Genomic DNA, 14,589 nt, shown 5'->3' on the forward strand with positions numbered 1-14,589 from the left:
ACGTATAGTCATGCCATCCATGAGGGAGGATGGCAATGGCGATACGCGCAGCGGTGGCGGGAGCGAGCGGATACGCGGGCGGTGAGGTGCTGCGGCTGCTGCTCGCGCACCCCGAGATCGAGATCGGCGCGCTGACCGGCAACACCAACGCCGGACAGCCGCTCGGCTCCCTCCAGCCCCATCTGGTCCCGCTGGCCGACCGGGTGCTGGCGCCGACCGGGGCCGAGGCGCTGGCCGGGCACGACGTGGTGTTCCTCGCGCTGCCGCACGGGCAGTCCGCCGCCGTCGCCGAGCAGCTCGGCGACGAGGTGCTGGTGATCGACTGCGGCGCGGACTTCCGGCTGGAGGACGCGGCCGACTGGGAGAAGTTCTACGGTTCGCCGCACGCCGGCACCTGGCCGTACGGCCTCCCCGAGCTGCCGGGGGCCCGCGCCGCGCTGGAGGGGTCCAAGCGCGTCGCGGTTCCCGGCTGCTACCCCACCGCCGTCTCGCTCGCGCTGTTCCCGGCGTACGCGGCCGGGCTGGCCGGGCCCGACGCCGTGATCGTCGCCGCCACCGGGACCTCGGGCGCGGGCAAGTCGCCCAAGCCGCATCTGCTGGGCAGCGAGGTCATGGGGTCCATGAGCCCGTACGGCGTGGGCGGCGGCCACCGGCACACCCCGGAGATGATCCAGAACCTGTCGGCCGCGGCGGGGGAGCGGGTCTCGGTCTCCTTCACCCCGACCCTCGCCCCCATGTCCCGCGGCATCCTGGCCACCTGCAGCGCCCCGGCGAAGCCCGGCGTGACGGCCGGGACGCTGCGGGCCGCGTACGAGAAGGCGCTGGGCGACGAACCGTTCGTCCACCTCCTGCCGGAGGGGCAGTGGCCCTCCACCGCCGCCGTGTACGGATCCAACGCCGCCCTGCTCCAGGTCGCCCTCGACGAGGCGGCGGGCCGGGTCATCGTGATCAGCGCGATCGACAACCTCACCAAGGGCACCGCGGGCGGCGCGGTCCAGAGCATGAACATCGCCCTCGGTCTCCCCGAGGAGCTGGGACTTTCCACGATCGGAGTCGCTCCATGAGTGTGACGGCAGCCAAGGGCTTCACCGCCTCCGGCGTCGCGGCCGGGATCAAGGAGAACGGGAACCCCGATCTCGCTCTCGTCGTCAACAACGGACCGCGGCTGGCCGCCGCGGGCGTCTTCACCTCCAACCGCGTCAAGGCCGCCCCGGTGCTCTGGTCCGAGCAGGTCCTGAAGGGCGGCCAGGTCTCCGCCGTCGTCCTCAACTCCGGCGGCGCCAACGCCTGCACCGGTCCGCTCGGCTTCCAGGACACCCACGCGACCGCCGAGAAGGCCGCCGACGTCCTCGGGCACAGCGCGGGTGAGATAGCCATCGCCTCCACCGGGCTCATCGGCATCCGGCTGCCCATGGAACCCCTGCTGTCCGGCATCGAGACGGCCGCCGCGGCCCTCGGCGAGCACGGCGGCGAGAAGGCCGCCATCGCCATCAAGACCACCGACAGCGTGCACAAGACGGCCGTCGCCACCGGCCCGGACGGGGCGTGGACCGTCGGCGGCATGGCCAAGGGCGCGGGCATGCTGGCCCCGGGCCTGGCCACCATGCTCGTCGTGCTCACCACCGACGCCGACGTGGAGGCCGCCGCGCTGGACACCGCGCTGCGCGACGCCACCCGCACCACCTTCGACCGGATCGACTCCGACGGCTGCATGTCGACCAACGACACCGTGCTGCTGCTGGCCTCCGGCGCCTCCGGGGTCGCCCCCGCCGCGGACGACTTCGCCGAGGCGGTCCGCGCCGTCTGCGCCGACCTCGCGCGGCAGCTGATCGGTGACGCCGAGGGCGCCTCCAAGGACATCCGCATCGAGGTCGTCGGCGCCGCCACCGAGGACGACGCGGTGGAGGTGGGCCGCTCCATCGCCCGTAACAACCTCCTCAAGTGCGCCATCCACGGCGAGGACCCCAACTGGGGCCGGGTGCTGTCCGCGATCGGCACCACCTCCGCCACCTTCGAGCCCGACCAGCTCAACGTCGCCATCAACGACGTATGGGTCTGCAAGAACGGTTCGGTCGGCGAGGACCGCGAGCTGGTCGACATGCGCTACCGGGAGGTACGGATCACCGCCGACCTGGCCGCGGGCGGCGCGTCCGCCGTCATCTGGGCCAACGACCTGACCGCCGACTACGTCCACGAGAACAGCGCGTACTCCTCATGAGCCGGCCGAACCCCTCTCCGAAGACGGACCAGCCGACCGCCCGCAAGCACACCGCCCAGCCCAAGGCCCGCATCCTCATCGAGGCGCTGCCCTGGCTGACCCGCCACCACGGCAAGACCGTCGTCATCAAGTTCGGCGGCAACGCCATGGTGGACGAGGAGCTGAAGGCCGCGTTCGCCCAGGACGTCGTCTTCCTCCGGCACGCCGGGCTGCGCCCGGTCGTCGTCCACGGCGGCGGCCCGCAGATCAGCGCCCAGCTCGACCGGCACGGCCTGGTCAGCGAGTTCAAGGCGGGCCTGAGGGTCACCACCGACGACGCGATGGACGTCGTACGGATGGTGCTGGCCGGGCAGGTGCAGCGCGAGCTGGTCGGGCTGCTCAACCAGCACGGCCCGCTCGCGGTCGGCATGACCGGCGAGGACGCCCATCTGATGTCCGCCACCAAGCACTTCGCCGAGATCGACGGCGAACAGGTGGACATCGGCCGGGTCGGCCAGATCACCGAGATCGACACCGGCGCCATCCAGGCGCTGCTGGACGACGGCCGCATCCCCGTCGTCTCCTCCATAGCGCGCAGCTCCGACGACGGCCACGTCTACAACGTCAACGCCGATACGGCGGCGGCCGCGCTCGCCGCCGCGCTGCGCGCCGAGACGCTGATGGTCCTCACCGATGTCGAGGGCCTGTACGCGGACTGGCCCGACAGCGACGAGGTGATCAGCCAGCTCGGCGCGAGCGAGCTGGAGAAGCTGCTGCCGGACCTGGCCAGCGGCATGGTGCCCAAGATGGAGGGCTGTCTGCACGCCGTACGCAACGGCGTCACCACCGCGCGCGTCATCGACGGGCGGGTGCAGCACTCGATCCTGCTGGAGATCTTCACGGACGAGGGCATCGGCACGATGGTCGTGCCGGACGCCGACGATGAGGGGGCGGACCAGTGAGCAACGCGGAGCTGACGCGGCGCTGGCAGGGCGCGATGATGGACAACTACGGGACGCCGCGCGTCCCGCTCACCCACGGCGAGGGCGCCACGGTGTGGGACGCGGACGGCAAGGAATACCTCGACTTCGTCAGCGGTATCGCCGTCAACTCCCTCGGCCACGCCCACCCCGCCGTCGTACGGGCCGTATCCGGCCAGGTCGCCACGCTCGGCCACGTCTCGAACCTCTTCGTCGCCGAGCCCCCGGTGGCGCTCGCCGAGCGGCTGCTCCAGCTCTTCGGCCGCAGCGGGCGGGTCTACTTCTCCAACTCCGGCGCGGAGGCCGTCGAGGCCGCCTTCAAGATCGGGCGGCGGACCGGCCGTACCCATATGGTCGCCACCGAGGGCGGCTTCCACGGCCGCACCGTGGGCGCGCTCGCCCTGACCGGCCAGCCCGCCAAGCAGGAACCGTTCCTTCCGCTGCCGGGCGACGTCACCCATGTGCCGTACGGCGACGCCGAGGCGCTGCGCGCGGCCGTCACCACCGACACCGCTCTGGTCATCGTCGAGCCCATCCAGGGCGAGAACGGCGTCATCGTCCCCCCGGCGGGCTACCTCGCCGCCGCCCGCGAGATCACCCGGGCCACCGGCACGCTGCTCGTGGTCGACGAGGTACAGACCGGAATCGGCCGTACCGGACACTGGTTCGAGCACCAGGCGCAGGGCGTCGAACCCGATGTCGTCACCCTCGCCAAGGGCCTCGGCGGCGGCCTGCCCATCGGCGCCACCGTCGCCTTCGGCCCCGCCGCCGACCTGCTGACCCCAGGTCAGCACGGGTCCACCTTCGGCGGGAACCCCGTCAGCTGTGCCGCCGCCGTCGCCGTCCTCGACACGATCGCGGCCGACGGAATCCTCGATCGCGTCAAGCGGGCGGGGGAGCGGCTGCGTGACGGAATCGAATCGCTCGACCACCCTCTGATCAGTCAGGTCCGTGGCGCGGGGCTGCTGCTCGGTATCGTGCTCACAGAGTCCCTCGCGCCACAGGTGCAGCAGGCGGCTCAGGACGCGGGACTCCTGGTGAACGCGACCGGGCCGGACGTGGTCCGGCTCGCGCCGCCGCTCGTCGTCGGCGACGACGCCGTGGACACCTTGCTCCGGGAGCTGCCCGCCGTCCTGAACGCCGCACACGAGGGCCAAGGGGAACGATGATCCGGAGACTGACGAGACGATGACCGAGGCCCAGCACACCGAGGCGGGGCACGACGCCGACGCGAACCACAACGGACCGTCCGTGCCGCAGACCCGCACCGCCCGCCACCGCCGGATCGTGGACATCCTGAACCGGCAGCCGGTCCGCTCCCAGAGCCAGCTCGCGAAGCTCCTCGCCGACGACGGACTCTCCGTCACCCAGGCGACGCTCTCCCGCGACCTGGACGAACTGGGCGCGGTGAAGATCCGCAACACCGGCGGCGAGCTGATCTACGCGGTGCCGAGCGAAGGCGGCGACCGCACGCCGCGCGCCCCGCTCGGCGAGTCGGCGAGCGAGGCGCGGATGGCGCGGCTGGCGGGCGAACTCCTCATCTCCGCGGAGGCGTCGGCCAACCTCGTCGTCCTGCGCACCCCGCCCGGCGCGGCCCAGTTCCTGGCCTCGGCCATCGACTCGGCGGAGCTGCACGTCATCCTCGGCACGATCGCGGGCGACGACACGGTGCTCCTCATCAGCCGCGACCCCAGCGGCGGCCAGGCCCTGGCCGACCACCTCCTCCGCCTGGCCCAAGGCGCCCGCTGACGGGGCGGCGCCCCCCTGGGTTTCGCGGTGGGGTGCGGCCCGGTGGCCGGTTGTGCCCACCCGTCCCGCCCTGCGGGACGCCTGCCCACAACCGGGAACGACCCACCCCCTCCGGGCAGTACCGCCCAGCCCCTCCGGCGTTTGAGGAGCGGGGTCCGGGGGCGGAGCCCCGGCGGGGGTGTGGGGGCGGAGCCCCCACCAAGGGGGGCCGGGGGGCTTGCCCCCGGATTCGGGAAGGGGCGGGGTGGGGGCTAGGCCTCGCCCACCCGCCGCGCCCGCCGCGCCATCCACGCCGCCACCACCGACCCCGACACGTTGTGCCACACCGAGAAGACGGCCGCCGGAAGCGCGGCAAGCGGGCTGAAGTGGGCCGCAGCAAGAGAGGCCGCGAGCCCGGAGTTCTGCATTCCGACCTCGAACGCCATCGCCCGGCTCGCCGGCGCACCCAACCGCGCGACTTTCCCCGCCGCGTACCCCAACGCCAGCCCCAGCCCGTTGTGCAGAACGACCGCCAGCAGCACCAGCCCCGCCGCCGACCGAATCGCCTCCGCGCTGCCCGCGACGACCACGGCCACGATCACGCCGATCGTCACGGCGGACAACCACGGCAGGGCCCCCATCACCCGCGCGATGTAACGCCCCGCCACCAGCCGCACGACCAGGCCGCCCACCACCGGCAACAGCACCGTCTTCACAATGTCGGTGACCATCGACTGCGCGTCCACCGGCAGGAATTCCCCGGCCAGCAGCAACGTCAGCGGCGGCGTGACGAGCGGTGCGAGCACCGTGGAGACGGTGGCGACCGAGACCGACAGCGCCACATCACCCCGCGCCAGATACGTCACCACATTGGACGCCGTCCCGCTCGGCGCGCAGCCGACCAGGATGACCCCGGCCGCCAACTGGGGCGACAGCCCGAGACCGTTGGCGATGAGCCACCCCAGACCGGGCATGATCACATAGTGGGCGACCAGCCCGAGCGCCACCGCCCAGGGCCGTTTCACCACACCCGTGAAGTCGGACGGGGTCATGGTGAGCCCCATGCAGAACATGATGACGCCGAGCAGGTAGGGAACGCTCGGCGCCCAGCCGGTGAAGGTGCCGGGCGTGCTCAGGCCCGCCACTCCGGCGGCGAGGACGAGCAGGGGGAAGACGGTGACGGCCCGCCGGGCCGCCCGGTCGGCGGACCCGGCAGCGGGCTCCGCTGATGAAGAGGGGGAGTCCGTCGCGGGGCTCTTGGATTCGGATCGCACGGCGTGATCGAACGCTGCGCGACCCCCGCCACGCAAGACCGTCTCGATATCTGGTCGCTACAACCAAAGCGACTACAGCGAAAGCGGCGGCAACGGCAGCGGCAACCCCGGCAGCCCGTCCAGACTGCTGGCGACATGGTCCTTCCGCTCGCAGTAAGCGGTCAGCTTCTCCTCGTCGTCCTCGCGCCGAAACCGCTGGGCATGCAGCGTGCGGTCCTCGCGGTAGTCCATGAAGGGCACCGCGTACCCACACGTGTCCCGGATCAGCTCGGCCGTCACCACGATGACCGCCCGCAGCCCGTGCGAGCGCACCTCGACCCCCGGAAAGTGCTTGACCAGCTCCGCGAAGCGCGGATCGTCGCGGAACACCGCCTCACCCCGCCCGTGCACCCGCACGATGTTCGGCGGCCCGTCAAAGGCGCACCACATCAACGTGATGCGGCCGTTCTCCCGCAGATGGGCGATGGTCTCCGCGTTGCTCCCGGAGAAGTCCAGGTAGGCCACGGTTCGCTCGTCGAGCACGGCGAACGAACCGGACACCCCTTTGGGGGACAGGTTCACGGTGCCGTCCCCGGCCAGCGGCGCGGTGGCGGTGAAGAAGATCTTCTGCTGTTCGATGAATGTGCGAAGTCTGCCATCGATACGTTCGTACACCTTTCCCATGTGGCGCATTATCCGCCGGGGTCGACGCCGCAGGGATGATTCGATGGAGACATGGCAGAAAACGGTCGGCGGCCCCGCCCCGGGATCCGGGTCCGCCGCGTGTACGACACCCCGGAGCCGGACGACGGCACCCGCGTCCTGGTGGACCGGATGTGGCCGCGCGGCCTGGCGAAGGAAGACGCCCATCTGGACGAATGGGCCAAGGCCGCCGCGCCCTCGACGGAGCTGCGCCGCTGGTACGGGCACGAACCGGAGCGGTTCGCGGAGTTCGCCCGGCGGTATCGCGCGGAGCTGGCGGAACCGGAGCACCGCGAGGCCGTGGACCGCCTCCGCGAGCTGGCCGGACAGGGCACCCTCACGCTCCTCACGGCCGTGAAGGACCTGAGCCACGGCCACGTGGGCCTCCTGGCCGACGCGGTACGCGGCCACCGCTGACCACCAGCAGGCGCACTCCGGTCACGAAGCGCACAGCTCAGCCGAAAAACGCGCGAAACCGCTCGTCTGCCACGTCGTCCCTTCTGCCGTCACCGCGAACGCCTCCGCGCCCGGCTGCCGCTGCAGCCACGGGCGGGCGCGCTCGGCGCCCATCGCGCAGGCCGCCGTCGCCCAGGCGTCCGCCTCCGTCAGGCTGGTGCCGACCACCGTCACCGAGGCGAGGCCGTCCGCCGGGGGGCGGCCGGTGTGGGGGTCCAGGATGTGGCAGCCCCGCTCGGCCGGGCCCGAGGTGGCCACGGCCAGCTCGCCGTGCGCCTCCACCACCGCCAGCAGCTCACCGCGCCGCATCGGGTCGGCGATGCCCACCCGCCACGGACCGCCGTGGACCTGCACGTCGCCACCGCCGTTGACGCACACCGAACCGGCGCCCGCCGAGGCCAGCATCCGGGCGGCGCGCTCGACGGCCCACCCCTTGACCAGGCCGGTCGGATCGGCCCGCCGCCCGGCGTAGCGCGCGGTGAACCAGCCGTCGCTGCGGTACGAGACCTCCTCGCACAGGTCCAGCACGTCCCGTACCTCCGGTTCGCAACTCGACAGCGTCAGCTCCCCGCGCCCCAGACGGCTGATCTGGCTGTCCTGGCGGTACGTGGAGAACAGCTCGTCCACCCGGTGCAGCCCCACCACGGCCCCGTCCAGCGCGGCCAGCACCCGGGGCCGGTCGGCGTCGTGGACCTCGCGCAGGTCGAAGGAGAAGACGGTGCCCATGACGTGTTCGACATGGCGCAGGGACTGGTCATCGCCGTACGTCATTGGGTACCCGCCTTGTCGAGAGCGCTCTGCAAGGACTTGGAGTAGCCCTCGCTGGTGTACGTCGCACCGGACACGGTGTCGACCTTCGCGGCGGACACCGCCTGCTGGTTGAGCTGCGGGATGGAGTCCTTGGCGATCTGCTCGCTGCGCGGTCCGGAGTTCGGCGTCTTGACGGCCTGCGCGGCGGTGATCTTCCCGCCGCTCATGGTCACGCTGACCTGTACCGGCCCGTACTGCGTGTCGACGACGTCACCGGTGACGGTCTGCCCGCCCCCCGCGCCCCCGCCCGCGCCCGGCGCGGTGGCCGCGACGGGCGGCGGGGCCTGCCCGGCCGGGGGCCCGGCGACGTTCTGGCCGCCGGCGGGCTGCTTCAGCGCGAGCAGCGCCACGACACCGGCGACGGTGGCGGCCGTGCCCAGGACGATGCGGCGCAGCGGATGCTTCCTCTTCATGGCTCCACCTCAGGTCACAGCTCGAAGGATTCATGATGGATGCGGCGGTCGGGGACCCCCGCGTCGTGCAGCGCCTCGTACGCGTGCTCGGTCAGGCCCGGGGGCCCGCACAGATAGACGTCGTGCTCGTCGATGTCCGGCAGCAGCGCCCGCAGCCGCTCCGCGCTGATCTCCGGCCGGGCCCCGTCCGGGCCGTTGACGGCGTACAGCAGCCGGGCGTCCCGCTCGGTCGCGATCTGCTTCAGCTCGCCCCACAGCGCCAGGTCCTCGACGGTCCGGGCGCGGTAGAGCAGGGTCAGGTCGCCGCCCTTGCCGGGCAGCGTCTCGAACAGGGCCCGGATCGGGGTGATGCCCGCCCCACCGGCGATCATCAGCACCTTGCCCTGGCTGCGGCGGGACGCGGTCATCGCCCCGTACGGCCCCTCGGCCCACACCCGGGTCCCCGGCTTCAGCTCGGCGAGCCCCGTGCTGTGCCCGCCCACCGCCTTCACCGTGATCCGCAGCAGGTTGGGCCGCGGCGGGGCGGACAGCGAGTACGGATGGGAGCCCCACCGCAGCCCCGGGGCCAGGAACCGCCACCGGAAGAACTGCCCGGCCTCCGCGCCGATCCGGTGCAGCTTGCGCCCCTTGATCAGCACCGAGACGATCCCGGGCGCCTCCTGGACGACCGCCTCCACCCGCATCCGGTGCCGAAGGTTCAGCCGCAGCGGCACCAGCAGCCGGTACCAGATCGCCAGCGCGCTGACCGCGCCGTACAGCACGTACCACGCGGTCTGCGCCGTCATGTCGCCCACGAACTCGGCGCCGTTGCTGAGCTGGTGCCAGAAGGTCAGGAAGACGGCCGCGTAGGTGAGCAGATGCAGGTAGTACCAGACCTCGTACGGGAGCCTCCGGCGCACCATCCCGGCGGAGACCAGCCCGATCACCACCAGGGTCACCGTGCCGACCGTCGCTTCGAGCATGTCGGGGAAGGTGAGCACCATGGTCTCGGTCTGCGCGACGAACGAGACGCCGCCCTGGGTGGCGTACCCCGCGATGATCAGGCCCACATGGGCGAGGATCAGGCACAGCGCGTACCGCCCGCTCATCGCGTGCCACCGCGCCACCCGGTCCGACCCCACCCGCCGCTCCAGCGCGGGCACCCGCGCCATCTGCAGCACCACCAGCGCCAGGACGTACCCGGCGAGCAGCCCGCTGAGCCGCCCGGCACCGTTCAGCCAGGCGGCGTTGCCGGTGACGTTCGGGGTGTTCATCCACCACAGCGACAGCACCGCGGCCGCCCCCGCCCAGCTCAGCAGCACCAGCGGCACGGCGGGGGAGCGCCGTGGCCGAATCTGGCGCAGGGCCAGCCGCCGACCGGCCCGGCTGTTCAATAGCGTCGTCACGGCCCGTCCCCTTCCTATGGCTCCGGTGCACAGGGGTACGGCTGGGAACGGACGATGACTCAAAGGCCGGAGGAATTCACAAGTTTGCGGTACGCGCCGTCGACAGCGCCGCGCGCTGCGCCGGGCTGAGGCGGTCGGGTCTCGTGGTGAGGGAGTACGTCTCGGGCCCGACGGCAAGCAGGGCGAGCGGATCGGCGAGGGCCGGTTGACACCGGACCGCCTCCAGGGCGGCGGTGGCCCGCTCCCGGGGCCAGCCGAGCGCGGTGGCCAGCGTGCCGAGGGTGAGCGGCCGACCGGCGTGCACGAGGGCGGCGAGCACGGTCAGCCCGTCGTACGCGACGGCCTGGCCGAGGGGGCTGCCACTCATCTGCTCGCTCAGCCGGGCGAAGAACCGGCCCATCGCGCCGAGCCGGGCGCCGACGGCCGTGTCGGCACCGAAGATCTCGATGCCCCGCTGTGCCGCGGTCGCGATCTCGCCGTGTGCGCCGGTATCCGCCTGCCAGGCCCGGAGCCACACGTCGTCGTCGATGAGGTACCGCTCGCGACGCCCACCGGTGTCCGGCCGGCGCACGACCAGCTCCATGGCTTCGAGGGAGCCGATGGACTTGGACACCGACGCCGGGCTGACCCGCAGCCGCCGCACCAGGTCGGCCGCCGTCAGGCCGCCGCCGTCGGCGGTGAGCAGACAGACGAACACCCGGGCGGTCATCCGGGGCAGGCCGGTCGCGGCCAGCAGGGTGGCGAAATCGTCCACGAAACCCCGGACCACCTCGGTCGGCTGCCCGTCGGTCACCGGCTCGGCCGTCCGGCCCGGCTTGCGCCGCCGGGCGCGGTGTCCGGCGGCCTGCTGCGCGGGGTCGGCCAGGTAGGTGCCGGTTGCGCCGTTGCGGGCCACCTCGCGGCTGATCGTGGACGTCGGCCGGCCGAGCCGTCGGCCGATCTCGGCGTAGCCGAGCCCGTCGGCGAGCCATGCCGCGATCTGCCGGCGGTCGTCGTGGGTCAGCCTGCCTCCTGGCACCGGCGCACCTCCTCGCTTTGCGTTCACCAACAGTACGTTGCAACGGACCGGCTGCGGAAGTTGCGTTCATTCACAAGTCTGTTGCAACGATAGGCTGTTGGGCTTCTGATTTGTGGTTGACCACGTTGACGCCCTCTAAAACGCAACGTAGCTTTTCCTCATCTTGAAAGAGGGGGGACACGATGATGCACGTGATGGCCGTCTCCACCGTCTCGGACGGCGGCAAGTTCTGGAGTGGCCTGAAGAAGGCATACGCCGCGCTCCCCAAGGGCGCCGAGTGGAAGGTGGCGGTCGCGAGCAAGGACGGGGCGAAGGCGGTGAACATCCTCACCCACGACTCCATCGAGGGCGTTCGGGACTTCTTCGAAGCACACGCCGGCGCCTACGCCACGACGGACTACTTCGAGGCGGACGCAGCGAACGCGGTCGGCCTCCCGCGATGAGCATCGAAGTGGCGGGGATCCGGGCCCGGGTCGCGGAACTCCTGGTGGAGTACGGCATTCCGAGCGCCGCGATCGGCGTGCTCCACGACGGGGAGATCGCCGAACTCGCGGTGGGCGTCAAGAACGTGGAAACGCGGGAACCCGCCACCACGGACACCGTGTACCAGTGCGGCTCGATGACCAAGACATGGACCGCCCTGGCCTTCATGCAACTCGTCGACGAGGGGAAAGCCGATCTGGACGAGCCGGTACGGACCTATCTGCCCGGCTTCAGGGTGGCCGACCCCGAGGCGAGCGCCACGGTCACCCCTCGCCACCTGCTGTGCCACACCAGCGGTATCGAGGAGGCCTACGGCGACCCCGGCGAGGACGACGACGTCTACGAGCGCATGGTCGAGAACATCGCCGACGCGCCCCAGCTCTTCCCGCCGGGCCACACCCACGGCTACAGCCCGGCGCTGGGGTACGCCCTTCTCGCGCGGATCCTGGAGGTGTGCGACGGCAAGCGCTGGGACGACGTCATGCGGGATCGCCTCTTCAACCCCATGGGGCTGACCAGCACGAGCAGCCGGTACGAGCAGGTGGACGCCGCCCGGGCCGCGACCGGGCACCTGATCCGGACCCCGGGGGAGGGCCCCACCGTCACACCGGTGGACCGCCTTCCGCGTGCCTTCGGCCCCGGCGGCAACGTCACCTCGACGACCCGGGAGGTGCTCGCCATGGCGCACGTGCTGCTCGACGAGGGCGTGGCGCCGAGCGGACAGCGCGTCGTCTCGGCGGAAGCCATCCGGGAGATGACGCGTTCGCGGGTGCCCGTACCGGATCCGTACATGTTCGGGCCCGCATGGGCGCTCGGTCTCGTCGTGTGCGACTGGCATGGCGAGACCGTCTACGCGACCGACGGCAGCACGATCGGCCACAACGCCCGGCTACGGCTCCTGCCGGACTCGCGCACCGCCATCACGATGCTGACGAACGGCGGACCACGGGAGAGCTTCTACCGTCAGGTGTTCAACGAGATCCTGACCGGCCTCGGCACCGTCACCATCCCGGACCTGCCCGCACCGGACGCGTCGCCGACCCTCGACCCGTCCAGGTACGAGGGCGTCTACGGGCGCCCCGGCACACGGTACGAGGTGTCGGCCGAAGGCGGAAAGCTGTACCTGACCTTGGTCCTCGACCCGGTGCGGGCGGCGTTCCTCCAGACACCGGACCGCATCAGACATGAACTGCTCCCGGTGAGCGAGACGCACTTCCTGGTGCCTCCGGCGGACCCGTCGGAGGACACCCAGACCGTCGCGATCTACGACTTCACACACGGCAACGCCCGATACCTCCACACCAACTGCCGGGTGCACCCACGACTGGACGGCTGATCAGTCGAACTTCACATACCGGGTGACGTTGCCGGACATGTTCGGGGTCAGCGATCCCATGTAACCGGAGCAGCCGGCCGAAGCGTAGTAGTGCACGGTCGAGTCGGTGACGTTGATCGCGTAGAAGGGGGGCTGACTGCCTCGCAAGGTGTAGCAATGGCCGGACTGCGGGTTCGCCAGCGAGGCGGACAGGGTTCCGCTGCCGTCCGGGCTCCAGTAGAAGCCGCCGGTGGCCGCCAGGGCGGTGGTGGGCAGCAGGGCGACGGCGCCCATCACGGCTGTGGCGACTGAAGCACTGAGTTTCACGTCGGACACCTTTCGGCAGGGAGAAGCCGCGCCAACGGGCGCCAGCTTCCCAAGTGTGCGAGCCTGGCCGCCCGTTGAGCGGGGAACCGACCGGAGATTCACCCGAATCGGTGGCCGCCGCGGCCCCTGACGCGGTCCCGTCGCGCCGGGTCGTTCGGGCTGCGAGTGCTCCTGGTCACACCTGTCTCCTGCTTCCGTAGCACTCCACGGAAGTGTACGTTCGTACATATTTTTTGTGCATGTACTGCTTCGGGCGCGCGCCTTGTCCCTTCGTCTGAAAGATCGGCCACGATGACGGACCACGCGGTGCGACGCCGCCGAACGGCCCTCTTCATCCTCTTTCTCATACCGGGCCTGGCCCTGTCCTCCTGGGTCACCCGCACCCCCGACGTCCGCGACGCGCTGCACGCCTCGACCAGCGAGATGGGCCTCGTCCTGTTCGGCCTCTCGGCGGGTGCCATGATCGGCGTGCTCGGCTCCGGACGGCTGGTGGCGCGCCTGGGGACCCGGCCGGTCATCGGCGCCGGAACCCTGCTCATGGTCCTGAGTCTCGGGGTGATGGGATGCGGGGCGTTGGCCACCTCAGCACCGTTCGTCACCGCGGGGCTGTTTCTCTTCGGCGTCGGCATGGGCGCCGGAGATGTCGCGGTCAACGTCGACGGCGCGGACATCGAGAAGATCAGCGGGCGCACGCTGCTGCCCACCATCCACGGCTTCTTCAGTCTCGGCACCGTCATCGGCGCGTGCCTGGGCATCCTGTGCACCGCCGTCCGATTCCCCGTGCACTGGCATCTGTTCGCCGTCGTCGTGGCCACGGCGGCGCTCGCCGTCTACGCCTGCCGCGCCATCCCCGCGGGAATCGGCAGGACCGCTGCTGCCGCCGACCGCGACGCCGCGTCCGCGAGCCCGGTGTGGAAGGACCGGCGCCTGCTGCTGATCGGCGGCGTCATCCTGGCCCTGGCCCTGGCCGAGGGCACCGCCAACGACTGGCTCCCGCTCCTGATGGTCGATGACCACGGCCTCGACGCGTCCCTCGGATCGGCGGTCTTCGCCGGGTTCGCCGCCGCGATGACCGTGGGCCGGATCGGTGGCGGACTCGTCGTCGACCGCATCGGACGCGCCCGCACCCTGCGCATCAGCGCCCTCAGCGCGGCCCTCGGACTGGCCGTGGTCATCTTCGTCGACTCTCCCGTGCTCGTCGTCCCTGCCGTGCTGCTGTGGGGTCTTGGCACCTCACTCGGCTTTCCCGTGGCCCTCTCCGCCGCGGGCGATTCCGGCCCCGACTCCGCCGCCCGCGTCGGCCTGGCGGCAACGATCGGCTACATCGCCTTCCTCGTCGGCCCACCCGGTCTGGGCTTCCTCGGCGACCACTACGGACTGAGCACCGCCATGATCGTCGTCCTCGGCATCATCGTGATCGCGGTTTTCCTCACCCCCGCGGCCGGAGCACAGCACACCCAACCCGTCCGGAGCCACGAGACCGCGCCCCCGACACCGCCCCGAACACCGCGCTGACTCGGAC

The 14,589-nt window shown here is 71.5% G+C and carries 16 protein-coding genes; 9 read left to right on the forward strand and 7 right to left on the reverse strand.

The window, feature by feature from the left end; all coding sequences use genetic code 11:
- The first annotated feature begins 35 nt into the window (after positions 1-35).
- The 5 genes from argC to ABZ562_RS16510 are packed head-to-tail and all read left to right on the forward strand — an operon-like array spanning position 36 to position 4,926.
- Positions 36-1,064 carry an N-acetyl-gamma-glutamyl-phosphate reductase gene (argC, locus tag ABZ562_RS16490; RefSeq protein ID WP_361479203.1) on the forward strand — a complete coding sequence of 343 codons (1,029 nt, stop codon included), beginning with the start codon at positions 36-38 and terminating at the stop codon, positions 1,062-1,064.
- Positions 1,061-2,218: a bifunctional glutamate N-acetyltransferase/amino-acid acetyltransferase ArgJ gene (gene argJ, locus ABZ562_RS16495; protein WP_361479206.1), complete on the forward strand. Its 1,158-nt coding sequence runs from the start codon at positions 1,061-1,063 to the stop codon at positions 2,216-2,218. Before argC ends, argJ begins: the two co-directional genes overlap by 4 nt.
- Entirely contained in the window at positions 2,215-3,159 is a 945-nt protein-coding gene (gene argB / locus ABZ562_RS16500; RefSeq protein ID WP_361479209.1) for an acetylglutamate kinase, read from the forward strand. Before argJ ends, argB begins: the two co-directional genes overlap by 4 nt.
- Entirely contained in the window at positions 3,156-4,346 is a 1,191-nt protein-coding gene (locus tag ABZ562_RS16505) for an acetylornithine transaminase (protein WP_361479212.1), read from the forward strand. The genes argB and ABZ562_RS16505 overlap by 4 nt, the downstream gene beginning before the upstream one ends.
- A gap of 19 nt (positions 4,347-4,365) precedes the next feature.
- On the forward strand, positions 4,366-4,926 hold the full coding sequence (locus tag ABZ562_RS16510) for an arginine repressor (protein ID WP_361479214.1): 561 nt from the start codon (positions 4,366-4,368) through the stop codon (positions 4,924-4,926).
- Positions 4,927-5,177: 251 nt separating this feature from the next.
- On the opposite strand, the gene ABZ562_RS16515 is transcribed toward ABZ562_RS16510, so the two are convergent.
- Entirely contained in the window at positions 5,178-6,179 is a 1,002-nt protein-coding gene (locus ABZ562_RS16515; RefSeq protein WP_361479217.1) for a bile acid:sodium symporter family protein, read from the reverse strand.
- Positions 6,180-6,251: 72 nt separating this feature from the next.
- Entirely contained in the window at positions 6,252-6,842 is a 591-nt protein-coding gene (locus tag ABZ562_RS16520; protein ID WP_361479220.1) for a pyridoxamine 5'-phosphate oxidase family protein, read from the reverse strand.
- A 51-nt stretch (positions 6,843-6,893) separates the two neighbouring features.
- On the opposite strand from ABZ562_RS16520, the gene ABZ562_RS16525 reads away from it, so the two are divergent.
- Positions 6,894-7,277 carry a DUF488 family protein gene (locus ABZ562_RS16525; RefSeq protein WP_361479223.1) on the forward strand — a complete coding sequence of 128 codons (384 nt, stop codon included), beginning with the start codon at positions 6,894-6,896 and terminating at the stop codon, positions 7,275-7,277.
- A gap of 21 nt (positions 7,278-7,298) precedes the next feature.
- Here ABZ562_RS16525 and ABZ562_RS16530 read toward each other — a convergent pair whose 3' ends face one another.
- The 4 genes from ABZ562_RS16530 to ABZ562_RS16545 all read right to left on the reverse strand — a co-directional run bounded on the left by ABZ562_RS16530 (position 7,299) and on the right by ABZ562_RS16545 (position 10,942).
- Entirely contained in the window at positions 7,299-8,087 is a 789-nt protein-coding gene (locus ABZ562_RS16530) for an FAD:protein FMN transferase (RefSeq protein ID WP_361479226.1), read from the reverse strand.
- Entirely contained in the window at positions 8,084-8,539 is a 456-nt protein-coding gene (locus ABZ562_RS16535; protein WP_361479229.1) for an FMN-binding protein, read from the reverse strand. Before ABZ562_RS16535 ends, ABZ562_RS16530 begins: the two co-directional genes overlap by 4 nt.
- Before the next feature lie 14 nt (positions 8,540-8,553).
- Positions 8,554-9,924 carry a ferredoxin reductase family protein gene (locus ABZ562_RS16540; protein WP_361479232.1) on the reverse strand — a complete coding sequence of 457 codons (1,371 nt, stop codon included), beginning with the start codon at positions 9,922-9,924 and terminating at the stop codon, positions 8,554-8,556.
- A gap of 76 nt (positions 9,925-10,000) precedes the next feature.
- Positions 10,001-10,942, reverse strand: a complete 942-nt coding sequence (locus ABZ562_RS16545; protein ID WP_361479235.1) for a MarR family transcriptional regulator — start codon at positions 10,940-10,942, stop codon at positions 10,001-10,003.
- Positions 10,943-11,136: 194 nt separating this feature from the next.
- On the opposite strand from ABZ562_RS16545, the gene ABZ562_RS16550 reads away from it, so the two are divergent.
- Together ABZ562_RS16550 and ABZ562_RS16555 are read left to right on the forward strand one after the other, a co-directional pair.
- Positions 11,137-11,385 carry a hypothetical protein gene (locus tag ABZ562_RS16550; protein WP_361479238.1) on the forward strand — a complete coding sequence of 83 codons (249 nt, stop codon included), beginning with the start codon at positions 11,137-11,139 and terminating at the stop codon, positions 11,383-11,385.
- Positions 11,382-12,761 carry a serine hydrolase domain-containing protein gene (locus ABZ562_RS16555; RefSeq protein WP_361479241.1) on the forward strand — a complete coding sequence of 460 codons (1,380 nt, stop codon included), beginning with the start codon at positions 11,382-11,384 and terminating at the stop codon, positions 12,759-12,761. The genes ABZ562_RS16550 and ABZ562_RS16555 overlap by 4 nt, the downstream gene beginning before the upstream one ends.
- On the opposite strand, the gene ABZ562_RS16560 is transcribed toward ABZ562_RS16555, so the two are convergent.
- Entirely contained in the window at positions 12,762-13,067 is a 306-nt protein-coding gene (locus tag ABZ562_RS16560; RefSeq protein ID WP_361479244.1) for a hypothetical protein, read from the reverse strand.
- Positions 13,068-13,358: 291 nt separating this feature from the next.
- Between ABZ562_RS16560 and ABZ562_RS16565 the strand changes: the two genes are divergently transcribed.
- Positions 13,359-14,582 (forward strand): MFS transporter, encoded by a 1,224-nt coding sequence (locus ABZ562_RS16565; protein WP_361479247.1) that lies wholly within the window; start codon positions 13,359-13,361, stop codon positions 14,580-14,582.
- Positions 14,583-14,589: the final 7 nt, after the last annotated feature.

This window comes from Streptomyces sp. NPDC019937 (assembly GCF_040631655.1).
Taxonomy (GTDB): Bacteria; Actinomycetota; Actinomycetes; order Streptomycetales; family Streptomycetaceae; genus Streptomyces.